Genomic DNA, 21,967 nt, shown 5'->3' with positions numbered 1-21,967 from the left:
ACACCCGCCGGCGGGGACACGGGCGGCGACACGAAGGAGACATGATGGTGGAATCCGAACCGGTGGGCGTGGTGGTGGGCGGCCGCGCCGAAGTGGCCGACGACGACTGGGGCCGGGAGTCGGCGGTGATCCGCCTGGACGGCCGCAGGTTCGGCCCGGAGGCGCTGTACGGGCTGGAGGACTTCTCGCACGTCGAGGTGGTCTACCACTTCGACCGGGTACCGGTGGAGAAGATCGAGACGGGCGCGCGGCATCCCCGGGGCAACCCGGACTGGCCGCTGGTCGGCATCTTCGCCCAGCGCGGCAAGAACCGGCCGAACCGGCTGGGCGTCTCGCGGTGCCGGGTGGTGAAGGTGGACGGCCTGGACGTCCATGTGGAGGGTCTCGACGCGGTGGACGGCACGCCCGTCCTCGATCTGAAGCCGTACATGGTCGAGTTCGGGCCACGCGGCGAGCTGCGCCAGCCGGAGTGGGCGACGACCCTCATGCGCGACTATTACTGAGCGGTTCGGCGGGGCCCGATGTGCGGGTCTCGCCGATACCGAACCCCATGATCGAAGTGAATCGGCCATGGGGGCTCGAAATCGCTCTGGATCCCCTCCGTCCGGAATGATCGAATCGGCCAGTCACGCGGCTCAAAGGGTGCGCACCTCGCCCCCTTCGGCCCAGTACCACGACGGAGGCCATTCTTGAATTCCATGTCCTACCTGGACCTGCACCGGGAAGTCTCACGGGACATCGACGCGGAGATCGAAACCGCCCTGGAGCGACTCGGCCCGCTGGCAGACACCACCAGGAACTCAGTGGCCAAGCTCTTGGAGCACCGCAAACTGAGACATCCCCTCTCGGTGTTGCCGCTGCTCACGCACGCCATCGAGACGGGAAATCCAGGGCCTGCCATCCCGCTGTCCGCCGTACACCTGCTGTGGTGGACCTCGGCCTGCTACCTCGACGACCTGGCCGACGCCAACGGCGCGTCCATCTCCGGCGAGCTCAGCGAGAACGAGGCATTACTCGCCTCCGTCATCACCGGAAACGCCCTCCCCATTCAGATCATTCTGTCGCAGAAACTCCCGGAGTCGGCGCGCAGCGCCCTGGTATCCGAGATCCTGAACGGCTGGATCATCGGCGTGGACGGCCAGATAGACGACATGCGCGGGGACATAGGCAGCGCCTCGCGGAAATCGGTGGTCGAGACGTATCGCGGCAAATCCGGTGCCCCGTTCGGAATGATCACAGCAATGGCAGCGATCTTCTCTGGCACCACGGCCGAAAAGGTGGAGCTGTGGCGTGAATTCGGCTACATATTCGGCATCCTTTGGCAGATTTTCAACGACCAGGAGGACATTCTTTCCGGTCGCGACGAGGACCTGCTCAACGGCACGGTGACGTATCTCCTCGCCTCCGTCATCGAGGACGCCTCTCCCGACTTCAGGGACCACATGCTGCGCCTGTGTGCCACCGCCGGCCGCTCGCGTCGGGCCAGAGCGGAACTCGCGAGCCTCCTGCGGACACCCGCCGCCCTCGACCGGTACCGCGCGGAGATCGACGGCTTCCGCGCCGAGGCCCACCGCATCCTGGGCCAACTGGGCGGCGACGAGTCCTATGTGCGGGTGCTCCGACAGCTCGTGGACCACGCGTCCCAGATGCTGCTCGAATCCCATCTCGCCCCGGCCGCCGCGGTCGACGCCGCCTGACCCTGCCGGGCTCCGTGTCGCAACCGGAGCCCGGCCACCCCGCCGGGTGGCCACGCTCCGGCCGCCGTCAGCGGCCGATCTGCTTCCTGGACATACCCCGCAGGCGACGTCGCTGGGAGGAGTCCAGCAGGAGGTAGGCGACGGCCGGCACACCGATCAGGACCAGCAGCCCCGCCCAGAACCCCACCGTCGCGAACAACACGATGGCTGCCACGACTCCGGCAACCGCGACCTTTCCGCTCGTGGACATCTGCGGACACCTCCTCTTGTTGTCGACCACTACCCCCTTCAACGTGCCGCCGCGACCGTGCGTTCCCCGACGTCGGAAGGGTTCGGTGGGGTACTCTCGGCGGCCCCGTACCCCCGGTAGTCGAGTTGAGGAACGCGTGCCCTCCGAGATCTCCGGCCTCATCCACTGCTCCGCCGTCTTCCTGCCCGCAGCGGCCGGATCGGCCTCTGACAAGCCGACGGCGAGGCACCCTCCCTCGGATCCGGTACCGGCAGGCTCGAGGAATTCGCCGTGATCACCCCCGACCTGCGGCGCGCCACGGCGCGCGCGGGCAGCTCTGGAGGAGGACTGGACGCCGGACCGGACGACGCTGGCCCGCGCGGGGGCGGCACTGGCCGCGGCCTGGGCTGACGAGGAGGCTCCGGTGCTCCGCCGGGTTCGCGCCCGGTGGACGGAGGCGGGCACCGGCCGCCAGTTCCGGCTGGGCCGGGAGGGGCGCTGGTGGCCGTACCACCGCGAGGCGGGCCGGTGGATCCCGGCGGGCCCGTCGGGACCGGACCCGGCCTCGGGCCTGGCGGCACTGGACGAGCCCGCGGAGCAGGCCCCGGAACAGGCCGAACCCGCTCCACCCAGCAGGCCGGCACCGGCCCCCGTCGCCGTGTTTCGGCGCGGATGGCCGACGTACCGCTTGCCGGGGCACCGTACCGGGACGACGATGGGGCGCTCCGGGTACCGCGGGACCACGGGAGGGTGACATGGGCGATCCGTCGGTGGCGCTGCCGGGCGGGTCCGATCCCGCCGAGCGCACGCGCGAACTGCGGCGGGCCCATGCCGTGTTCACGCGGGACGGGCGGGTCGAGGCCCCGGTCCGGGCGGTCATCGCCAGGTCCTGGCGGCGGTGCGCGCGGGCCCGGCTCAGCCCGGAGTGCGCGCCCCGGGTGGAGCTCGCGGAGGCGGAGCTGCGGTCGTACCGCGATCAGCATCCGCTGGCCCGGGTGTTGCCGCTGTTCCAGGACCTCGTCGGCACGTTCGCCGCGCACGGGGCGCATCTGCTGGCGGTGTGCGACGTGCGTGGCAGCCTCCTGTGGGTGGAGGGCGAACCGGGCACCCTGCGGCGGGCGGAGCGGCTCGGCTTCGTCCCGGGCGCGCGCTGGGCGGAGACGGCGATGGGGACCAACGCTCCCGGTACGGCGGTGGCGTTGGGCGAGCCCGTGCAGGTCTTCGGGGCCGAGCACTTCAGCCGGCGGGCACACCCCTGGACCTGCGCGGCGGCCCCGGTGCGCGATCCGCGGACGGGCCGGCTGCTGGGCGCGGTGGACATCACCGGGGGCGACGGCCTCGCCCACCCGCACTCCCTGGCCTTCGTACAGGCGGTGGCCCGGGCGGCGGAGGCCCAGTTGAGCCTGCTGGACGCCGGCCCGGCGGCTGCCGGCGATGCCCTGACCGCACTCGGCCAGGACGAGGCGCTGCTGGTCACAGGGGGACGGCGGGTGCGGCTGGGGCGCCGGCACAGCGAGATCATGGCTCTGCTGGCGCACCACCCCGAGGGGTTGTCGGGCGAGGAGCTGGCGATCGCCCTGTACGAGGACGAGTCGGTGTCGCCGGTCACGTTGCGCGCCGAGATCTCCCGGCTGCGCGCCCTGCTGGGGCCCGCGGCGCCGCTGTCGCGCCCCTACCGCACGGCCCGTCCGCTGGACGCGGACTTCACCGCCCTGACCCGGCACTTGGCCGCGGGCGCCGTCTCCGCGGCCCTCCACCACTACCCGGGCCCTCTCCTGCCCGCCTCCACCGCCCCCGGCATCGTCCGGCTGCGCCGCAGGATCGAGGACCAGGCGCGGGCGGCCGTGATCGCCCGGGCGGACGCGGGGCTGCTGACCGACTGGGTGTGCAGTGCGTGGGGCGCGGACGACCGGGAGGCGTGGTGTGCGCTGGCGGCGGCGCTGCCGCCGGAGGGCCGGCCGGCCGCACTGGCTCGCGTACAGGCCCTGGACCGTGAACTCGGCGCGCACGTGGACCACGGACACGCGCACCACGCGCTCCGGCACGGACGGCGTGCAACGTATCCGCAACCTGCCCGCTCCTAGCCTCCGTCCGAGCGCTGTCCGACGGTGGCCGGCGCCCGGCAAGGGGAGGAAAGCCATGGCCCGTTACGCTGCGCCCGGTACCGAGGGGGCGCTCATGTCGTACGCGTCCCGCTACGACCACTTCATCGGCGGCGAGTACGTCGAGCCCGTCGGCGGCCGGTACTTCGACAACCCCTCCCCCGTGACCGGCCAGACCTTCACGGAGGTGGCGCGCGGCAGCGCCGAGGACGTGGAGCGGGCACTGGACGCGGCGCACGCGGCCGCGCCCGCCTGGGGGCGGACCTCCGTCGCCGAACGCTCGACCGTCCTGCTGCGGATCGCGGACCGGATGGAGCAGAACCTGGAGGCCCTCGCGGTCGCGGAGACCTGGGAGAACGGCAAGCCGATCCGCGAGACCCTGGCCGCCGATCTGCCCCTGGCCATCGACCAGTTCCGCTACTTCGCGGGAGCCCTGCGCGCGCAGGAAGGGGCGCTCAGCCAGCTCGACGACGACACCGTGGCCTACCACTTCCACGAGCCGCTGGGCGTGGTCGGCCAGATCATCCCGTGGAACTTCCCGATCCTGATGGCGGTGTGGAAGCTGGCTCCGGCGCTGGCGGCCGGCAACACGGTGGTGCTGAAGCCGGCCGAGCAGACCCCTGCGTCCGTTCACTACTGGCTGAGCCTGGTGGCGGACCTGCTGCCGCCGGGCGTGGTGAACATCGTCAACGGTTTCGGTGAGGAAGCGGGCAAGCCGCTCGCGTCCAGCCCCCGCGTGGCGAAGATCGCCTTCACCGGGGAAACCGCCACCGGCCGGCTGATCATGCAGTACGCGGCCGAGCACCTGAAGCCGGTCACGCTCGAGCTCGGCGGCAAGAGCCCGAACTTGTTCTTCGACGACATCTGGTCGACGGACGACGACCTGCGCGACAAGGCCCTGGAGGGCTTCACCATGTTCGCCCTCAACCAGGGCGAGGTGTGCACGAGCCCGTCGCGCGCCCTGATCGAGCGGGGCCGGTACGGGGACTTCCTCGACGCGGCCGTGGCGCGCACCGAACTGATCGTGCCGGGGCACCCGTTGGACACGGACACGATGATCGGCGCGCAGGCCTCGGAGGAGCAGCTGAAGAAGGTCCTGTCGTACGTGGAGATCGGCCAGCAGGAGGGCGCGAAGATCCTCACGGGCGGCGGGCGCATCGACCACGGGGGCGACCTGGCGGGCGGCTTCTACGTCCAGCCGACCATCTTCGAGGGCGACAACCGCATGCGGATCTTCCAGGAGGAGATCTTCGGACCGGTGGTGTCCGTGACCTCCTTCCAGGACTTCGACGACGCGGTACGGATCGCCAACGACACGTCGTACGGCCTGGGCGCGGGCGTCTGGACCCGCGACATCAACACTGCGTACCGTGCGGGCCGCGCGATCCAGGCGGGCCGCGTCTGGACGAACTGCTACCACGCCTACCCGGCCCACGCGGCCTTCGGCGGCTACAAGCAGTCCGGCATCGGCCGCGAAACCCACAAGATGATGCTGGAGCACTACCAATCGACCAAGAACCTGCTGGTCAGCTACTCGCCGAAGAGGCTCGGGTTCTTCTGAGCGTCTTCGGAAGCCACCTCGGCTTCCTCTCCCCTCCGCTCCGAGCCGTGCTCCGTGGGGTTTGATGTACTTCAGTCGATCAGCGGTCTCGGTAGCGTGACCATCTACTGCATGGAGTGACCATGCGCCCGGCTGGTCTGTACGAGGGATTCCGGCGGAGAGTAATGAGGCTGCGATGAGTGAACTGACGAAGCCCGAGATCGAACTTCCGGGGGGTGATGCTCCCCAGGAGCTGACGATCCGGGACCTCGTCGTCGGGGACGGGCCTGAGGCGAAGCCGGGCAGGGTTGTCCGGGTTCACTACGTCGGGGTCACCTTCGAGTCCGGAATGGAGTTCGACGCCTCCTGGGACCGGGGTCAGCCGTTCAAGTTCGCCGTGGGTGGTGGCAGGGTCATCAAGGGCTGGGACCGGGGACTCAGGGGGATGAAGGTCGGCGGTCGGCGCGAGATCATCGTTCCCCCGCGCCTCGGCTACGGCAACCAGTCCCCCTCGCCGTTGATCCCGGCGGGTTCCACGCTCGTCTTCGTGGTGGACCTGCTCTCCGTAGTCTGAGCAAGGCCTGCTTCTCCCCGGCCTCTGGCGGAACGAAGGCCGGGCAGCCCTTGCCCGGCTGACCGCGACACCCCACCCGTGTCGGTGCTCCATGATCCGCTCCAGGGTCGCCTCGGAGAGGGCCGCAGCCCGGTGCGTACGACGTCGCTTTCCTCGACCTTGACGGCGTTGTCTACGTAGAGCCTCGCGCCGTGGAACACGCCGTGGACTCGCTGTCCCGCGCCGCCGCGTCCGGGATGCGGTTGGCCTACATCACCAACAATGCCTTCGGCACGCCCCGCTCCGTGGCCGAACATCTAAGCGCACTCGGAGCACCGGCCACTGAGGACGACGTGGTGACGTCCGCGCAGGCAGCCGCACGTCTCGCCGCCGAGCGTTGCGGCGCAGGCGCTCGCGTACTCGTCATCGGCGGCGAAGGACTGGTGGCCGCGATACGTGCACGGGGCCTGGAACCGGTGAGGTCCGCCGACGACCGGCCCTCCTGCGTCGGGCAGGGATTCGCCCCGACGGTCAGTTGGCGTGATCTGGCGGAAGCCGGCTACGCCGTCGGTCGCGGGGCGCCCTGGATCGCCACCAACACCGACCGGACCGCGCCCACGCCGCGGGGCATCGCTCCCGGGAAGTCGCCCGGGCTCTCGGGGCCTTGGAACGGCGTGCTGCCAGGTAACGCGTCGGCGAGCCGCTCTCCCTCAAAGGGCAGGGGCCCGGATGAGGCGAGCCGCTTCGCGGATGGTGTAGCCGCGCTCGAAGTGCCGGGGTTCGGCCAGCATCACCGACACCAGCCGGTGGAGAACAGAGGCGTACTCCTGAGGTGTTCCCTCCCAGGCCGTCGCGTCCAGCATCCACGGCTCGGTCTCCGCAGAGAGCTCGGCTGTGCCCTCCCGCAACAGCGACTTGGACAGTTTCGCGCCGGAGGCGGACAGAACGACGGGAGTGAAGACACGTGGCGGCGGAAGAGTGCCAGAGTGGCACAGGAATGCCTCGTCCAGCAGTCGGCAGCCGCTCGCCCAGTCCGCGCCCTTGACGATGACGGGAAGCGCATCGCCCCGTGCGGCTGCCTGTTCCTTCAGCAGGTTGCGGTGCAAGGTCGTCAGCCCGATGTACGCCTCACTGTCCGGCCGGATGTCGACCTCGTACCTTCCGTGATCGAGGCAGACCGCAGCGAATCGGGCCCCCGTCGCATCCGCTGTGAGCCACTCGGTGTGCTCCCCGTACTTTTGCAGCCATCCGCACTTCGGGCAGGGAAAACTGATGGGCACCTGCCCGGTGGAGGGCGCCAGGACCCAGCGCAACTGCTCCCAGCGTACGAGTGACCGCAGGAACTCCTCACGAAAGGTTCGGCCTTGCTGCTGGTGGGTGTAGGTCTCGGTCTCGTAGGGCACGCCGGTCCTTGCGGACAGCGTGTCGAAGAGGTCACCGTAGAAACGTCTGGTCAGTTCCCCGACCCGGTCCGCGCCCAGTGCGTGGTGGTAGGAACGCTCGTAGCGCGTGCCGGTGCGATGGCACTCGCGGGTTTCGTACGCGGTGTTGTCCAGCGCTCCGAACCGGAGGACCGGCTGGACACCGAGACGTTCTCTCGCGGCCTGGGCGAGCAGGAAGGCCGCGGTCTGCATGACGTTGGTGCCCAGGTGCGGTGCTCCGTTGATCTGCACTCCCGCGTACAGGGCGATCCGAGCCGCACCGCTGCTGCGCAACTGCGGGCGTACGAAGTCAATGCTGTGCTCCACCGCGCCCACGGTGACGCTGACGGGCGAGACGGGCGGTATTTGGACGGAACCGGACACAGCGCAGGCCTCTCTTGCGGGCAGACGGGGCGATCACCAGTGGTGGCGCACGGAGGCGGGCGGCAGATCCAGCACCCGGACCGGCCACGCGGTGGCCGACGCGCCGGCGCCGTCCAGGGCCTCCAACCGCGTGGTGCGCGAGCGTGCTGCCCGGCGCAGCAGCTTCATCAGCTCGTCCCCGGCACCCGGATCCGTGGTGCGGGTAGGCGCGGCCCGGCGGCAGGCCAGTCCGACGACGAAATACGCCGGGGTGTCGGGCCCGGCGCGCCACAGCACTGCCTCGTCCTGCTGCTCCAGTGCGTACACCCGCTGCGGGTGGCGCAGGGTGAAGTCTCCCAGCGGCAGCGGGCACAGCGTCACCGCCGCGATGCGGTATCCCGCTTCCTCCAGCATCCGCACCGCGCGCCGAGGACTGGAATAACTGCCGAACGTCAGACCCAGGTCACTGCCCAGTGTCTGGCCGTGTCTGATGATCGCCCCGGCCCATTTCAGGCCGTCACTTCCTCCGCTGATCGACGGGCGCAGGAGGTCGACGTCCGGGGTGAGGGGTACGTACGGCGGGTTGCTGGTGACGATCAGGGGGCGGGCGAGCGGGCCTCCAGCGGTGGCGACCAGCTCGTCGGTGGAGAGCAGCGCGAAGTCTGCCAGGGCGAAGGTGACGCGGTGGTCCCCGTCGCGGGAGGCATGGTGCCGGCGCGCCCATTCCAGGGTCTCCTTCCCGGAGTCGACGCCGTGGACGCGTGCCGCTCCGGCGCGGGCCATGGCGGCAGCCGCGGCGCCGCTTCCCGAACCGAGGTCGAGTACCGTGCCGCCGCGTGAGGGCAGGAGGTCCTGGACCACCCACACGCCGATCTCGGTGTCGGCCGGTTCGAAGAAGACCTCGGGGACGCCGGGAGGCACCAGGTCGTCCGCCATGAGGTGGGTGTACGCGGTGACGTGGGAGATATCCGGCATGACGGTCTCATTCCTGGTCGAGGCGGTGCGCGGCATGCCGGTGGCCTCGCCCGACCTCGGCCCTGGTCCCGGGGCGGGGGGCCGGGGATGAGCCGGGGGCACGGCTGACCGTGTTCTCCAGGACGGCCATCGCGCTGGGCAGTTTCATCGCGGCTTGTATCCAGGCCAGCGAGCCGGGCTCGTCGAGTAGAGAACGGCAGGAGGCCCCGACGTCGTTGATCCAGGGCAGGTAGCCTCCCGCCGGAATGGTCACGGCGCCCTCGGCATGCTTCCGCAGCACCTGGCTGACGATCTCGCATGGGTCCGCCTCGGCTGCGCACTCCAGCACCGCCTGTCGGTCGAGGAGGAGCAGATCCTCGCTCATACGCCGTCCTCCTTGTCGTCGTCGCCCCGTCGGGGTGCGTCCGTAGCTTCCGGTAGAAGCCCCGCGGCGTGGAAGGCATCCCGCCCTCCGGCCACCTGCAGCACCCCGGCCTCCTCGAACAGGCGCACCGAGTGCCGGGCCGCTGTTCTGATATCTGATTGCACCTGCGCACGCGGGTAGGACTCGCGGACGATCTCCTGGGCCGTGCGCTCCGGCAGCCCGGCCGCGACGAGGGAAGCCCTGACCGGTCGCAGGTCGGGCAGCAGACTGCACCGGATCAGCTCGGGCAGACAGCCGGCGACACGCGTCCGCAGCGAGGAAGGCAGCTGGATCCACAGATCGCGGAAGAAACGCGAAAAGAACACGTGGTGCCAGCCCTCGTCGCGGGCATGGTCGCGCACGACGTCCCGCACGACCGTCAGCACCCGCCGGTCCTTGGGCACGTCATTGAGGATCGCGGTGACGAGGGTCTCGAAGACGACGACCTGCAGGAGCTGGGCCAGAGCGGGTTCCCCCGGAAGCGCCCGGTCGCCGACGGCATCCAGCCTGTCGCGGAAGGACGTGAAGTCGTAGGGGACCGGCGTGACACCGGAGGCGTCCGATATCTGCTGGATGACGTCGAAGCTGTAGAGCGCGTGGTAGCCCTCGTCACAGTAGATGCGATAGGCGTCGAGCCGCCTCTCCGTGCCGGCTTCGACACCGCTGCGGCCTGTGGCGATGCACTCGGTCGCCCGGTTCACCACCTGCGTCTCGAACTGCGCGGTGAAGTTGAGGTATTGGAAGAGGTGACGGGCGAAGAGCGCCGCGCGGGCATCCTCCGGCAAGCCGCGCACCACGGGATGGGACGCATAGGGCATGAGCGCAGGCGGAAAATACAGCTGTCCGCTCTCCACTTCGTCGCGAAGACGGCGCCGCGGGTCGTGGCGTACGCCCGCTCTTGCGTACCAGTCACGTTCGCCGCCCTGCGCGGTCACGGCCGCACCTCCCCCGCAATCGTGTCGGCAACTACGGAGCCCAACTGGTGTGCGGCTGTGCCGATCACGTCGACACCGCGGCCGATCTCGATGTCTGCCAGGGCCTGATCGCGGCGCCAAGCGGGCGAGTACACGGTCTCCGTGTACCGGTCGGCGCCGTCCGCACAGAGGCAGACCGCGCTGGTGCGTCCCCTCTCCGCGCGAAAGAGGTGAAGCGCAACGGCGACGAGGGCGCCGGAGATCGATCCGATGCCGAGTCCGGTTCTCCTGCGCAGCCACAGGCAGGCGCTGACGGCCTCTTCCGGGGTGATGTGCACCATTGGCCGGTGTCCGTGCGGCAGGAACGCGGAGGGGCGGCTCGCGCCGATGCCGGAAAGAACCCGTTGACCCGGCGGACCTCCGCGCCGTCCAGCTGGCATGGGCGGCGGGATTGGCCTGGTTCGTGTACTGGTTCGACCAGACCAGCCCGGGCTCGCGACGTAATCGCTCCTTGATGTACCGCAGCCGATTGAGCAGATAGCCCCCTGCTGACCTACAGGCTCCTTCGATGAACCGGCAGGGCCATTGGAAACCCGCACAAAACTCCTCCCCGGTTCGCATGCCTGCTGTTGCCGATGCCGTCAGTGGTCAGGGGGCGACGGGGTCGTGTTCACATGGTCGGCGATCTGCGCATGCGTCGCATACCAGACGTCCTGGTGCCCGGCGATGTGGTCCAGCAACTCCTCCAGGACGACCATGCGCGACCGGTGGCCGATCACATGCGGATGCAGGGTCAGCTCGAACAGGCCCCCCTCTGCGTACGCCGCGTCGAACTCGTCCTGCCACAGCCGCAAAACCTGGCGCGGCACCGTGTACGGGCGCACTGCGGAGTACCGGTCCATATTGAAATAGACCGCGTCGTCGCGGATCCACTCCGGGGGAATCTCCACCAGCCCCGTCGGCTCTCCGTAGGAGAGGATCTCGTACGGATCGTCATCGGCCATCAGGGACGAGTCGTAACGCAGGCCGAGTTCCACGCTGATGTCCAGGGTGTGTTCACTGAAGTCCCACGAGGGGGTACGGATACCGACCGGCCGCTGACCGGTGAGCCGCTCCAGTGCGTCGGCGGACCGGAAGGCGAGATCTCGCTCGTTCTTGTACTCAAGCTCCGTATTGCGTTCATGGATCCATCCGTGGAGGGCGACTTCGTGTCCTCGTTCGACATATCCCCGGGCCTCCTCGGGGCGCAGCATCGCGCACACGGCCGGCATGAAGAACGTGGCCGGGACGGAACGCCGCTCCAGCACCGCCAGGATGCGGGGAACGCCCACCCGGGCGCCGTATTCGCCCTGCGACAGCTTGCCCGGCAGGACGTGCCCGTCTCGCAGCGGAATCGTCTCGTGGTCGGGGTCGAAGGACAGGGCCACGGCGGCCCTGGCGCTCTGCGGCCACCAGGTCGGCTTGAGGCTGCGCCCCGCGCGGACGCGCTCGATGTGCCGGCGCCATTCGGCCTCCTCCCACTCCCAGGGCTGCCGTGCCGTGCTCCCGGCCTGTGCATCGGACGTGGCCATGGTCGGACCTCACTCCTGCCTCGGCTTCGTGGATACGGCAGGACGAGGATGGCAGCTCGTCAGGAGGCGGTCACGAGCGCGAACGCGCCATGCTGAGACCGCCAGGGTGAGTGACCGAAAACCATGTCGTCACGCTCCTGCGGTCTGTCGTACCCGGCCACTGCTTCCCTAACGTGAATCTCCACTGTTACCCGGTCATGCGTCGACGACCGCGCCGCGCCGGAGGAAGGAATGCCACTCCGTGACGACCTTCGGCCCTACCGGCGCGGACGCCACACCCACCGCATCACTCACACCGACGTCGTCCCCGGCCCCGGCAAGCCAGCTCTTCCCGGGAGCCTGGGAGGCGCTGAGCGGCGACGGGATCTTCGAAGAAGCCCGCCGACTGGCGTCCGATGCCGTGGACCTGCGTCGGCTGCTGCACCGCCGGCCTGAGATCGGCCTTCAGTTGCCGCAGACGCAGCGGCATGTCCTGCAAGCCCTGGACGGTCTCGGCCTGGACGTCTCCACCGGGCAGCGGCTGTCTTCGGTGACCGCGACCCTCGAGGGCCTCGACGACGGGCCCACCATCCTGCTGCGCGCGGACATGGACGCCTTGCCCCTGCGGGAGACGACCGGCTTGGCGTTCGCCTCTCAGATTCCCGACGCGATGCACGCCTGCGGACACGACGCCCACACCGCCATGCTGGTGGGTGCCGCAAGGCTGCTCGCCCGCCACCGGGACAAGGTGGCCGGGCGGGTGGTGTTCATGTTCCAGCCCGGCGAAGAAGGCTGTCACGGTGCCCGTCACATGATCGACGAGGGAGTGCTCGGCGCCGGCGGCCGAAGGGTGGACGCCGCGTTCGCACTGCATGTAACGCCGAACCTGCCCACCGGCACGCTCCATCTGCGTCCCGGCCCGCAGATGGCAGCCTCCGACAAGGTGCGCATCGTGGTGCACGGCCGGGGCGGCCACGCGTCCACTCCCGACACTGCTTGTGATCCCGTTCCGGTGGCCTGCGAAATCGTCCTCGCCCTGCAGACGGCCGTGACAAGGAGGATCCCTGCCGCCGATCCGGCGGTTCTCACGATCAGCAGTCTGTCCGCCGGCTCGCTCCCCGGCATCATCCCGGACGCGGTCGAACTCGCCGGAACCATGCGCACCCTGACGGCAGCAATCCGCGAGCGCCTGATCGGCGCGGTCGTTCAGGTCTCTGAGGGAGTGGCGGCGGCGCATGGCGCGACCGTGGAGGTATCGATCGAACCGGTATACCCGACCACCGTCAACGACTCGACGTTCACCCACTTCGTCCTGGACACCGCGGCGGAAGTCCTGGGTCCGGGCCGCGTGGAGGTGCTGCCGGCTCCCCAGATGACCGCGGAGGACTTCTCCTACGTGCTGGCCGCCGTCCCTGGCGCCATCGCCTTCCTCGGTGCATGTCCGCCCGGCCTGACACCTGATGCGGCCCCCGCACTGCACTCCAACCGGGCCGACATCGACGAGGACGCCCTCGCCTCCGGCATCGCCTGCCACGCCGCCGTGGCCCTGCGCTACCTGTCCGCGTCTCGCCGGGACGCCGCCTCATGAACGGCCTGGACATCCGGCCCGCCCACCCTGACGAGCTGAGCTCGGTGGTAGGGCTCTGGCTGGAAGCAAGCCGCTGGCTGGCCTCCCGGGGTCTCGATCAGTGGCAGTACCCGCCTCGGCGAAATCACATGATCGAGGCCATCAAGGCGCGCGACTGTCACCTCGCCCACCTGCACGGCCGACTGGTGGGCACCGTCACCGTCCAGGAGAAGGGCGACCCCGAATGGTGGGCGAACGACGACCCGGACCGTGCTCTCTACGTCCACGATCTGGCCGTGAGCCGATCCGCGGCAGGGCAAGCGGTCGGCGCGGCCCTGCTGGACTGGGCGGGCGAGCTGGCTGCGAAGGGGGGAAGGACCCTGCTCAGGCTGGAAGCCTGGAAGACCAACCACCTGCTGCACGGGTACTACCTGGCACAGGGATTCACCTTGCTGCGCATCGTGGACCTGCCGCACCGCAATTCCGGAGCACTCTTCCAACGGCCCGTCCGGTTCCCGACGGCATCGGCGCCGGCCGACGACGACATGACGAGGTGACACGATGACCGCCGTACACCCCGCGGAGGCAGGAGACCTGTATCCGACCCGCACCGTGCGCGAATCGATTCCCTTCGACCGACGGCACCCCGTGGTCTGGGACAAGGACGCCGCCGGTCCGCTGGGCCCAGGGGAGCTGACCTCCTACGAGCGTGACGGATACCTGCCCTTGGCCGCTCTGCTCACCGAAGCAGAGGTGACGGAGTGCCTCAAGGAAGTCCAGCGCCTGATACGCGACCGGTCCCTGCGCGATTCCGGCCGACTGGTTCCGGAGCCGGACTCCGACAACATCCGCTCCGTGTTCGAGGTCCATGTCCTCAGTGATGCCTTCGCCCGGATCGTACGCTCGAACGCACTGGCCGGCATCGCCCGCCAACTCCTGGGCTCCGAGGTGTACATCCACCAGACCAGGGTCAACCTGAAGGCGGCATTCGACGGCTCGAAGTTCGGATGGCACTCGGACTTCGAGACCTGGCACTCCGAGGACGGCATGCCCGCACCCCGCGCCGTGAGCCTGTCCGTCGGGCTCACCGCCAACACGCCCTCGAACGGGCCGCTCATGATCATCCCAGGGTCTCACCGCACTTTCGTTCCCTCCGTCGGTGAGACACCGCCCGACTACCACAAGTCGTCGCTGCTCGGAAAGAATCTCCCGGCGGGCCCGGCGGATCGCTCCGCGGTGACGGCCCTGGCTTACAAGCACGGGATCCACCAGTGCACCGGAGCCGCAGGATCAGCGGTGGCGTTCGACTGCAACGCCTTGCACGCCTCGGCAGGCAATGTCTCCCCGTTCCCGCGCACCAACCTCTTCGCTGTCTACAACAGTGTCGAGAACCGGGTCGGCACTCCTTACGCCGCTCCCACACCACGTCCTGCCCACCTGGCCAGCCGGGACTTCACGCCCGTGTCGCCGCTGCGGTGAGGGAGCCGCTGCGAGGCAGGTCGCCCGCTGAACTCCTGGCCGAGGGCACACCGATCCCGCTGAACGTGGACGTGGCGGGTGCGAAGCAGGTGCGAGCCCAACCCGACCCCGCGGCCTGGGCCTGTGCCGGCTCAGCCCCAGACCACGTCGTACAGCGGCGGCACCTCCACTTCGACGGGGGGCTGATCCATGCACAGCCCCCCGTCAGCCGGCGGCCCGGCGCCTGCCCCGTCGGCGGCGCGCGTACGGCAAGAGCCGCGGCGAGCGTTTGGCGGCCACGTCCTCGACCCAGCCGAAGGTCAGCACCAGCAGGCCGAGCAGCGGGATCGCCACCAGCAGCGTGAACCATTGGCTGGCCAGCAGCCACTGGAAGTTCGCGTAGACGAAGGGGACGCTCCAGAGCGGGTCGATCAGCGGGACGGCGGCCACCAGCGCGATCTGGTGCCAGAGGTAGACGCTGACAGCGCGTGCGTTGAGCAGGCTGACCAGGCCGTTCCAGCGTTCCAGCGGTCTGGGCCACTGCTCCCAGGACGGACTGACGTGGAGCAGGATGGCAACGAAGCCGAGGGACCACAGGGCCTGCGCGATCGGCCAGGACTCGATGTCGGTCGGTTCGGTCGGATCGACCGGCCGGGTCTGCAGGTACCAGAGGCCGGCCACCATGATCAGCGGCGCGATGGACGGCAGTACGTACTGCGGGATCTTCTTGAGCAGCCCCTCTTGGTGGGCCATGCCGAGGATCCAGCAGGAGCCGAACATGGTGAAGTCGTTGGCGGTCTCCCAGACCCGGCTGTAGATGAACTCCTGGTCGGCGAAGAACGTGTTCATGACGATCAACAGCGCCAGGGGCGTGAACAGCGTCACCACCGGAAATCGTCGCAGTGCCCGGAGCATCAGCGGTGAGAGCAGGACGTACCACAGGTAGGCCCGGAGGTACCAGAGCGGGACGATGATCTGCTCGGCCCAGGTGTGTTCCACGAGATGGTGGAAACCGGGCAGGTCGTCCGCGTAAGGCGGAGTGCTCAGCGGCAGGATCCAGAACGCCAGCTTGGCCCACCACCAGGTGGGGTGGCCGTCGGAGCGGGGGCCCCAGCCGTCGAGGATCTGGAGGGCGATCAGGGCGGCGCCGAACAGCCACATCGGCGGCAGCAGCCGGCGCAGTCGGCCGCGGATCACTCCGAGAGCGGGACGGCTGAGCGAGCGGGCCATCAGCGAGCCGGCCAGCGCGAACATCACGCCCATCGACGGGAAGACGAGGGGCAGCCAGAACCAGCCGAAGTTGTGGTAAAGCACCACGCGAACCAGCGCCAGCGCGCGCAGCAGGTCGAGATAGCGGTCCCGGCCGCCCTTGCGCTGGGACGGTGCCTCCGGAGCCGGATCCGGCTCCGGCTCCGGCTTCTGTCGCAGAGCGGCGGGGACTCTCAACTGGACGGTGTCCTGAGTGCGCCCGCGGTCGATGGATGCAGTCACGGTCATGCCTCCACCGGTGCAGCGACCTCGCCGGTGCGCCGGAGCTTCTGCCAGCGCAGTCGGCCACCGGTCATCGCCGTGATCGCGGACTGCAACAGGACGATGTACATCAGCTGCCGGTAGACCAGTTGCTGGATCGGCAGGCTGATCAGATGCCAGGGCTTCTCGCGGTCGAGCCGGAAGGCGTACCAGGACAGTGCGGCCTGGAGCAGAATGAAGCCGCCCCAGCTGGTGAGGGTGATCGGGGCGTCCCCGAACAGCACGCCGTACAGCAGGAACAAGTCGACCAGCGGCGCCAGCAGCGGGGCGATCACGCCGAACAGCACGACGAGCGGCAGCCCCAGTCGGCCGAAGCGCCCGGCCGGACCGCGGGAGGTCACCGCGCCGCGGTGCTTCCACATCGCCTGCATGCTGCCGTAGCTCCAGCGGTACCGCTGGGACCAGAGCTGCTGGAGGCTGGCGGGAGCCTCGGTCCAGGCGCGGGCGTGCTCGGCGTAGACGATCCGCCAGCCGTCGCAGAGCACCGCGATGGTGATGTCGGTGTCCTCGGCGAGGGTGTCGTCGCTCATCCCGCCGACCCGCTGCAGGGCCTCCTTGCGGAAGGCGCCGACCGCGCCGGGGATGGTCTGGATGACGCCCAGCATGTCGTACATCCGGCGGTCCAGGTTGTGGCCGAGGACGTACTCGATGTGCTGCCAGGCTCCGATCAGGCTGTCGCGGTTGCCGACCTTGGCGTTGCCCGCGACCGCGCCGATCGCCGGGTCGCCGAAGGGCTGGACCAGCTCGCGCACGGTGGACGGCTCGAAGACGGTGTCGCCGTCCATCATCACGATGATGTCGTGCGAGGAGGCCGCGATACCGGTGTTGAGCGCGCTGGACTTGCCGCCGTTGACCTTGCGGATCAACCGGACGAACGGCAGGTCCATCTCCTCGACGATGTCCGCGGTGCCGTCCGTGGAGCCGTCGTCGATGACTATCACCTCGATCGGATAGTCGCTGACGGCCAGGGAGTTGAGGGTGTTGGCTATGCACTCGCGCTCGTTGTAGGCCGGGACCAGTACGGTGACCGGCTCGGTGACGGGCGGTCCCCAGGCGTCCCGCCGCTTGGAGCGGCGGGCGTGGACCGGTGCGAGAACGAGCATCAGCGCGAACCGGCCGAAGTTGAGGAAACCGACGAGGGCCAGCAGCCCGACCAGCACCGGCAGGGTGTACACGGCGACCTGCGTGGCCCAGATGTATCCCTTGCCCGCCCACAGCTGGAATCCGTGCACCGGCACGGTGGCGCTGGAGGCGCCGAGTGCGTCGGAGATGGTGGTGAAGCGGTAGCCCTGGGCCTGCAGCTTGTCGATGATCTGCTCGAGCGCGGCGATGGTCTGGGTGCGGTCGCCACCCGCGTCGTGCAGCAGGATCAGCTCGCCCGCACCGGGCTTGGACGGCATCGCCGCCTTGACGATCTCCTCGACTCCGGGACGCTTCCAGTCGTCGGTGTCGCGGTCGATGAACGCGGTGAGGTAGCCGCGCGCGCCCACGTACTTGATCACCGGGTAGTTCCAGTCGTCCATCGCCGAGGCGTCGGAGGAGTACGGCGGGCGGAACAGCGCACTGTGGACGCCCGCGACGCCGGCCAGCGCCAGCTGCGTCTGCGCCAGCTCCCAGCTGATCCGGGCGTGGGACTGGTACACCAGATCGGGGTGGGTGAAGGTGTGCACGCCGATTTCGTGGCCGCCCGCGACGATCTGCCGGATCAGCTCCGGGTTGCGCGTGGTCATGGCGCCGGTCACGAAGAAGTCCGCACGGACGTTGCGGGCCGCGAGCACCTCCAGGATCTTCGGAGTCCACTCCGGCGAGGGACCGTCGTCGAAGCTCAGAACCACGGTGTGGTCGGGGATGTGATAGCTCACGGGCTGCGCGTTCTTGGTGCCACGCGCGTCGATGATCGGACCGCCCTTGAGCAGGTTGGCCGGCACGGTCGTCTTGTCGACCGAGATCGCGATCCGGGAGTCGTGGAACGCCTCGTTGGTGGCGAGGCCGCGCAGGACGAGGAGCGCGAGCAGGCACGCCAGCAGGGACAGCGGCATGAAGAAGCGCAGTGGCGGCGCGGCCAGTCGGCGCGGCCTCAGCAGGGACTGCCGGCGGCGCTGGTGGCGGGACAATGACGCTCCTGGAGATGGGTGGTGCGGGCGATCAGGGGTGCTTGGCCGGTTGGCCCGAAGGCCTTGCCCCGTGCGACGCGGTGGTCGTCGGCTTCGACGTGGTGCCCGTGGGTTTCGATGTGGTGGCCGAGGTCTTCGTCCGGGGTGTAGCCGACCGACTGGCCGTCCGAGGTGAGGGCGACGAGGACGACGCGGACAACGGGGCGGGCGACAGCGACGGCACGGGTGAGGGCGACGGGGCGGGCGACCGCGAGGGCTGCACGGGTATGCGCATCGCCGGGGCGTCCGCCTGCACACCGATCAGGCTGCTGCCCATGGCGACCGCCAGGATCGCGCCGACCACGGAGACCGGCCAGCCGAAGCCCCGCAACAGACGGCCGCGCAGACCCGACTGGTCGACGAACACCGGTGCGGGAGCGGGCTCCTCAAAGCTCGACTCGGACATGTCAGGCTGTGCCTGGTGCGCCGATCCGCGTTCGATGGACGTGATGACTGAGCGCACCTTGCGAGGCCTTTCATTGCAGGGTACGTAGACCGCGGGATCGCAGGGCGAACGCTAGTGCACCGGCCCGAGTCGACTTGGGCTCGATGTGGCTATTTGGCACGATCCGTTCAGGTGCCGTAATCGGATCGGAATGGAATCAGCGATACCGGTTCTCGACGGTCACGCAGAACCTTAGGATGACCCCCTCGTGTGATCAGCCATTGATCCTCATGCAAAGGGCGCGTCCAGGTACCGCCTCTACGCCCCAAGGAGCCCGTGTGAGCCAGCCCCGCCGCACCTCTCGTCGCCGCGCGTGGACCGCGCTCACGCTGCCCGCCCTCCTGTGCGTACTCGCCGCGTGTTCCGGCGGCCCCGGTGACGATGCCGCCGCGCCCGCCCCCAGCGCGTCGCCGACCCCGTCCGGACCGCCGGGAACCCTGTTCGACGACTTCCACTACAGCGGCCCCGAGGACCCCTCGCTCACCGCCCACGGCTGGGAGGTGCGTACCGGTGGGGGTGGCCCGGGGATCAAGGACACCTGGTCCACCGCTGGTGCCGGCTTCCTCTCCGACACGACCGCCCAGGGGGGCAGGGTCCTGCAGCTGCGGGCCTCCACCGACGGCACCAAGCAAGGCACCAAGCAGGTCGAGGTGCAGACCACCGGCAAGAACCTCTTCACGGGGACCTACGCCGCCCGGGTCTACTTCAGCGACAAGCCCACCAGCGGCCGCAACGGCGACCACGTCGTCCAGACCTTCTTCCCGATTTCCCCCTCGGACTCCTCGGCCAACTACAGCGAACTCGACTTCGAGTACCTGCCGAACGGCGGCTGGGGTTCGGTGGGTCCGCGACTCGACAACGTCACCTGGCACAAGGCCGATCCGCCGGACCGGGTCAACCAGACGGTCAAGCAGCGCCTTGAGGGCTGGCACCTCCTGATGATCACCGCCATGGACGGAAAGGTCACCTACTCCCTGGACGGCAAGGACCTGTTCACCAGCTCCGGCAAGTACGTCCCGCGCGAGAAGATGGACATCCACTTCAGCAACTGGCTCATCGACCTTCCCTTCGCCGGCGGTCGGCGCACATGGGACATGAAGGTCAACTGGGTCTACTACAAGGCGGACGAGGCCGTTTCCCAGGCGGACGTCCAGAAGACGGTGGACGGCTTCTACAGCGCCGGCACCGACTACATCAACACCGTGCCGAAGTCCTGACCCCGGTCCGGGTCCCGAGTTCGAAGGTCTGTTGCCGTCCAGGCGCGAGTTCGGCCTCAGTCGAAGCGCAGGTCGGCGACCTGCCGTTCGAGGGAGGTGACGTCGTCCTCGGGCTCGGTCCGGGTCGGGCGGGCGGCCATGAGTGCGGCCAGCTCGCCCCCCGCGCGCCCGATGCGCGCGGGCAGGCCATCGGTGTACTCGTCTCCTCCTGATCCCCAGTCCTCGGACGCCGCGTACACCGCGGTGGGAACGACGGCGGCGCGCAGGTAGGCGAAGAGCGGGCGCATGGCGTGCTCCAGGACCAGGGAGTGGCGAGCGGTACCGCCCGTCGCCGCGATCAGGACCGGCTTCCCGGTGAGGGCGTCCGGGGCGATCACGTCGAAGAAGGACTTGAACAGCCCGCTGTAGGAAGCCGTGAACACAGGCGTCACGGCGATCAGTCCGTCGGCTCCCGTCACCGCCTCGATCGCGGCGGCCAGCCGCGGTGGTGGAAAGCCGGTCACGAGATGGTTGGCGATGTCGCCGGCCAGTTCGCGCAGCTCTATGACCTCGGTCGACACGGCGTGGCCCTGGCCGGCGAGTTCGCCGTGGACCGACTCGGCCAGCCGGTCCGCGAGCAGGCGTGTGGAGGAGGGGGTGCTCAGCCCCGCGGAAACGGCGATCAGCTTCATGCGGTGGTCACTCCTTGCGGGGTCGCGGCGGCGGAGACCCGCGCGGCGTGCGTCGGCGCGTTCGGCACGTCGGCCGGGCGTCCGTATCCGAACTCCTTGCGCAGCACGGGCACGACCTCTTCGCCGAGGATGTCGAGCTGTTCCAGGACGGTCTTCAGGGGAAGCCCCGCGTGATCCATCAGGAAGAGCTGGCGCTGGTAGTCGCCGACGGTCTCCCGGAAGGACAGGGTCCGCTCGATGACCTGCTGGGGAGAGCCCACCGTCAGCGGGGTCTGCTCGGTGAAGTCCTCCAGCGACGGGCCGTGGCCGTACACGGGCGCGTTGTCGAAGTAGGGGCGGAACTCCCGTACGGCGTCCTGGGAGTTCTTCCGCATGAAGACCTGTCCGCCGAGACCCACGATGGCGTCCTCCGGACGGCCGTGACCGTGGTGGGCGTACCGGCGCCGGTAGAGCTGGACCATGCGCCTGGTGTGGTCGGCCGGCCAGAAGATGTTGTTGTGGAAGAAGCCGTCGCCGTAGAACGCGGCCTGTTCCGCGATCTCCGGGGACCTGATGGATCCGTGCCAGACGAACGGCGGGACGCCGTCCAGCGGCCGGGGTGTCGAGGTGAAGGCCTGCAGGGGCGTACGGAACGTGCCCTCCCAGTCCACGACGTCCTCGCGCCACAGCCGGCGCAGCAGCGCGTAGTTCTCCTGGGCGAGTTGGAGGCCCTGGCGGATGTCCTGCCCGAACCACGGGTACACCGGGCCGGTGTTGCCACGCCCCAACATGAGGTCCACCCGGCCGTCGGCCAGGTGCTGGAGCATCGCGTAGTCCTCCGCGATCTTCACCGGGTCGTTGGTGGTGATCAGCGTCGTGGCGGTGGACAGGATGATCTTCTCGGTGCGGGCGGCGATGTAGCCGAGCATGGTGGTCGGGGACGACGGGACGAACGGCGGGTTGTGGTGCTCGCCGGTCGCGAAGACGTCCAGGCCGACCTCCTCGGCCTTGAGCGCGATGGCGATCATCGCCTTGATGCGCTCGTGCTCCGACGGTGTGCGGCCGTTGGTGGGGTCGGGGGTCACGTCCCCGACGGTGAATATGCCGAACTGCATGAGGTCTCTGTTCTCCTGGTCCTGTCTGGATCCTGCGGCGGCTGCCGTGGAAGGCGGGGTGATGGCGGGGTTTCGGCATCACCCA

21 protein-coding genes and 1 pseudogene are annotated in these 21,967 nt (G+C 69.3%); 11 read left to right on the top strand and 11 right to left on the bottom strand.

Annotated features, from left to right (window positions below; translation table 11 throughout):
* Positions 1-44: 44 nt before the first annotated feature.
* Both ACZ45T_RS11160 and ACZ45T_RS11155 read left to right on the top strand, forming a co-directional pair.
* The gene (locus tag ACZ45T_RS11160; RefSeq protein ID WP_468440042.1) at positions 45-503 is read left to right on the top strand and encodes an SAM-dependent methyltransferase; all 459 of its coding nucleotides are present in this window, start codon (positions 45-47) and stop codon (positions 501-503) included.
* Positions 504-698: 195 nt separating this feature from the next.
* Positions 699-1,697: a polyprenyl synthetase family protein gene (locus tag ACZ45T_RS11155; RefSeq protein ID WP_468440040.1), complete on the top strand. Its 999-nt coding sequence runs from the start codon at positions 699-701 to the stop codon at positions 1,695-1,697.
* Positions 1,698-1,764: 67 nt separating this feature from the next.
* Here the strand turns inward: ACZ45T_RS11155 and ACZ45T_RS11150 are convergent, their stop codons facing one another.
* Positions 1,765-1,947, bottom strand: coding sequence for a hypothetical protein (locus ACZ45T_RS11150; protein WP_468439760.1), 183 nt, complete (start codon positions 1,945-1,947; stop codon positions 1,765-1,767).
* 734 nt (positions 1,948-2,681) lie between these two features.
* Here ACZ45T_RS11150 and ACZ45T_RS11145 point away from each other — a divergent pair.
* The 4 genes and pseudogenes from ACZ45T_RS11145 to ACZ45T_RS11130 all read left to right on the top strand — a co-directional run.
* Positions 2,682-4,010, top strand: coding sequence for a helix-turn-helix domain-containing protein (locus ACZ45T_RS11145; RefSeq protein WP_468439746.1), 1,329 nt, complete (start codon positions 2,682-2,684; stop codon positions 4,008-4,010).
* A 55-nt stretch (positions 4,011-4,065) separates the two neighbouring features.
* On the top strand, positions 4,066-5,589 hold the full coding sequence (exaC, locus tag ACZ45T_RS11140; RefSeq protein WP_468439743.1) for an acetaldehyde dehydrogenase ExaC: 1,524 nt from the start codon (positions 4,066-4,068) through the stop codon (positions 5,587-5,589).
* 175 nt (positions 5,590-5,764) lie between these two features.
* Positions 5,765-6,142, top strand: coding sequence for an FKBP-type peptidyl-prolyl cis-trans isomerase (locus ACZ45T_RS11135; protein WP_285440506.1), 378 nt, complete (start codon positions 5,765-5,767; stop codon positions 6,140-6,142).
* A 134-nt stretch (positions 6,143-6,276) separates the two neighbouring features.
* Positions 6,277-6,762 (top strand): annotated as a pseudogene (locus tag ACZ45T_RS11130) (HAD-IIA family hydrolase); the annotation flags it as partial.
* Between the two features lie 69 nt (positions 6,763-6,831).
* On the opposite strand, the gene ACZ45T_RS11125 reads toward ACZ45T_RS11130, so the two are convergent.
* From ACZ45T_RS11125 to ACZ45T_RS11100, 6 genes are all read right to left on the bottom strand, one after another.
* Positions 6,832-7,869 (bottom strand): hypothetical protein, encoded by a 1,038-nt coding sequence (locus ACZ45T_RS11125; RefSeq protein WP_468439741.1) that lies wholly within the window; start codon positions 7,867-7,869, stop codon positions 6,832-6,834.
* Between the two features lie 90 nt (positions 7,870-7,959).
* On the bottom strand, positions 7,960-8,880 hold the full coding sequence (locus tag ACZ45T_RS11120) for a methyltransferase domain-containing protein (protein ID WP_468439739.1): 921 nt from the start codon (positions 8,878-8,880) through the stop codon (positions 7,960-7,962).
* 7 nt (positions 8,881-8,887) lie between these two features.
* Entirely contained in the window at positions 8,888-9,244 is a 357-nt protein-coding gene (locus ACZ45T_RS11115) for a hypothetical protein (protein ID WP_468439737.1), read from the bottom strand.
* Complete coding sequence (locus tag ACZ45T_RS11110) at positions 9,241-10,218, bottom strand: diiron oxygenase (protein WP_468439735.1); 978 nt, start codon at positions 10,216-10,218, stop codon at positions 9,241-9,243. Before ACZ45T_RS11110 ends, ACZ45T_RS11115 begins: the two co-directional genes overlap by 4 nt.
* Positions 10,215-10,538, bottom strand: coding sequence for a hypothetical protein (locus ACZ45T_RS11105; protein WP_468439733.1), 324 nt, complete (start codon positions 10,536-10,538; stop codon positions 10,215-10,217). The genes ACZ45T_RS11110 and ACZ45T_RS11105 overlap by 4 nt, the downstream gene beginning before the upstream one ends.
* 300 nt (positions 10,539-10,838) lie before the next feature.
* A complete protein-coding gene (locus ACZ45T_RS11100) occupies positions 10,839-11,768 on the bottom strand; it encodes a polysaccharide deacetylase family protein (RefSeq protein WP_468439731.1) in 930 nt (309 codons plus the stop codon).
* 241 nt (positions 11,769-12,009) lie between these two features.
* Here ACZ45T_RS11100 and ACZ45T_RS11095 point away from each other — a divergent pair, with 241 nt between their 5' ends.
* Genes ACZ45T_RS11095 through thpD form a run of 3 tightly spaced genes read left to right on the top strand, consistent with a single transcriptional unit; the run spans position 12,010 to position 14,793 of the window.
* Complete coding sequence (locus ACZ45T_RS11095) at positions 12,010-13,335, top strand: M20 metallopeptidase family protein (protein ID WP_468439729.1); 1,326 nt, start codon at positions 12,010-12,012, stop codon at positions 13,333-13,335.
* The gene (locus tag ACZ45T_RS11090; RefSeq protein ID WP_468439727.1) at positions 13,332-13,871 is read left to right on the top strand and encodes a GNAT family N-acetyltransferase; all 540 of its coding nucleotides are present in this window, start codon (positions 13,332-13,334) and stop codon (positions 13,869-13,871) included. Before ACZ45T_RS11095 ends, ACZ45T_RS11090 begins: the two co-directional genes overlap by 4 nt.
* Positions 13,872-13,875: 4 nt before the next feature.
* Entirely contained in the window at positions 13,876-14,793 is a 918-nt protein-coding gene (gene thpD / locus ACZ45T_RS11085) for an ectoine hydroxylase (protein ID WP_468439725.1), read from the top strand.
* A 204-nt stretch (positions 14,794-14,997) separates the two neighbouring features.
* Here thpD and ACZ45T_RS11080 read toward each other — a convergent pair whose 3' ends face one another.
* Positions 14,998-16,269 (bottom strand): acyltransferase family protein, encoded by a 1,272-nt coding sequence (locus ACZ45T_RS11080; RefSeq protein ID WP_468439723.1) that lies wholly within the window; start codon positions 16,267-16,269, stop codon positions 14,998-15,000.
* Positions 16,266-18,353 carry a bifunctional polysaccharide deacetylase/glycosyltransferase family 2 protein gene (locus ACZ45T_RS11075; protein WP_468440038.1) on the bottom strand — a complete coding sequence of 696 codons (2,088 nt, stop codon included), beginning with the start codon at positions 18,351-18,353 and terminating at the stop codon, positions 16,266-16,268. Before ACZ45T_RS11075 ends, ACZ45T_RS11080 begins: the two co-directional genes overlap by 4 nt.
* A gap of 62 nt (positions 18,354-18,415) precedes the next feature.
* Between ACZ45T_RS11075 and ACZ45T_RS11070 the strand changes: the two genes are divergently transcribed.
* Positions 18,416-18,949 carry a hypothetical protein gene (locus tag ACZ45T_RS11070; protein WP_468439721.1) on the top strand — a complete coding sequence of 178 codons (534 nt, stop codon included), beginning with the start codon at positions 18,416-18,418 and terminating at the stop codon, positions 18,947-18,949.
* 229 nt (positions 18,950-19,178) lie between these two features.
* Complete coding sequence (locus tag ACZ45T_RS11065) at positions 19,179-20,117, top strand: glycoside hydrolase family 16 protein (protein ID WP_468439719.1); 939 nt, start codon at positions 19,179-19,181, stop codon at positions 20,115-20,117.
* 56 nt (positions 20,118-20,173) lie between these two features.
* On the opposite strand, the gene ACZ45T_RS11060 is transcribed toward ACZ45T_RS11065, so the two are convergent.
* Both ACZ45T_RS11060 and ACZ45T_RS11055 read right to left on the bottom strand, forming a co-directional pair.
* Positions 20,174-20,788 carry an FMN reductase gene (locus ACZ45T_RS11060; protein ID WP_468439717.1) on the bottom strand — a complete coding sequence of 205 codons (615 nt, stop codon included), beginning with the start codon at positions 20,786-20,788 and terminating at the stop codon, positions 20,174-20,176.
* The gene (locus tag ACZ45T_RS11055; protein ID WP_468439715.1) at positions 20,785-21,882 is read right to left on the bottom strand and encodes an LLM class flavin-dependent oxidoreductase; all 1,098 of its coding nucleotides are present in this window, start codon (positions 21,880-21,882) and stop codon (positions 20,785-20,787) included. The genes ACZ45T_RS11060 and ACZ45T_RS11055 overlap by 4 nt, the downstream gene beginning before the upstream one ends.
* Between the last annotated feature and the right edge of the window lie 85 nt (positions 21,883-21,967).

Source organism: Streptomyces sp. NPDC030995 (assembly GCF_055571215.1).
This window is presented reverse-complemented; position numbering and strand designations above follow the sequence as displayed.

What these genes read in the sequence shown, in the direction of transcription:
- ACZ45T_RS11160 (WP_468440042.1), top strand. Translation starts at nt 45, where the DNA reads ATGGTGGAATCCGAACCGGTGGGCGTGGTGGTGGGCGGCCGCGCCGAA.
- ACZ45T_RS11155 (WP_468440040.1), top strand. Translation starts at nt 699, where the DNA reads ATGTCCTACCTGGACCTGCACCGGGAAGTCTCACGGGACATCGACGCG.
- ACZ45T_RS11150 (WP_468439760.1), bottom strand. Translation starts at nt 1,947, where the DNA reads ATGTCCACGAGCGGAAAGGTCGCGGTTGCCGGAGTCGTGGCAGCCATC.
- ACZ45T_RS11145 (WP_468439746.1), top strand. Translation starts at nt 2,682, where the DNA reads ATGGGCGATCCGTCGGTGGCGCTGCCGGGCGGGTCCGATCCCGCCGAG.
- exaC (WP_468439743.1), top strand. Translation starts at nt 4,066, where the DNA reads ATGGCCCGTTACGCTGCGCCCGGTACCGAGGGGGCGCTCATGTCGTAC.
- ACZ45T_RS11135 (WP_285440506.1), top strand. Translation starts at nt 5,765, where the DNA reads ATGAGTGAACTGACGAAGCCCGAGATCGAACTTCCGGGGGGTGATGCT.
- ACZ45T_RS11120 (WP_468439739.1), bottom strand. Translation starts at nt 8,880, where the DNA reads ATGCCGGATATCTCCCACGTCACCGCGTACACCCACCTCATGGCGGAC.
- ACZ45T_RS11115 (WP_468439737.1), bottom strand. Translation starts at nt 9,244, where the DNA reads ATGAGCGAGGATCTGCTCCTCCTCGACCGACAGGCGGTGCTGGAGTGC.
- ACZ45T_RS11105 (WP_468439733.1), bottom strand. Translation starts at nt 10,538, where the DNA reads ATGGTGCACATCACCCCGGAAGAGGCCGTCAGCGCCTGCCTGTGGCTG.
- ACZ45T_RS11100 (WP_468439731.1), bottom strand. Translation starts at nt 11,768, where the DNA reads ATGGCCACGTCCGATGCACAGGCCGGGAGCACGGCACGGCAGCCCTGG.
- ACZ45T_RS11090 (WP_468439727.1), top strand. Translation starts at nt 13,332, where the DNA reads ATGAACGGCCTGGACATCCGGCCCGCCCACCCTGACGAGCTGAGCTCG.
- thpD (WP_468439725.1), top strand. Translation starts at nt 13,876, where the DNA reads ATGACCGCCGTACACCCCGCGGAGGCAGGAGACCTGTATCCGACCCGC.
- ACZ45T_RS11080 (WP_468439723.1), bottom strand. Translation starts at nt 16,269, where the DNA reads ATGACCGTGACTGCATCCATCGACCGCGGGCGCACTCAGGACACCGTC.
- ACZ45T_RS11070 (WP_468439721.1), top strand. Translation starts at nt 18,416, where the DNA reads ATGACGCTCCTGGAGATGGGTGGTGCGGGCGATCAGGGGTGCTTGGCC.
- ACZ45T_RS11060 (WP_468439717.1), bottom strand. Translation starts at nt 20,788, where the DNA reads ATGAAGCTGATCGCCGTTTCCGCGGGGCTGAGCACCCCCTCCTCCACA.
- ACZ45T_RS11055 (WP_468439715.1), bottom strand. Translation starts at nt 21,882, where the DNA reads ATGCAGTTCGGCATATTCACCGTCGGGGACGTGACCCCCGACCCCACC.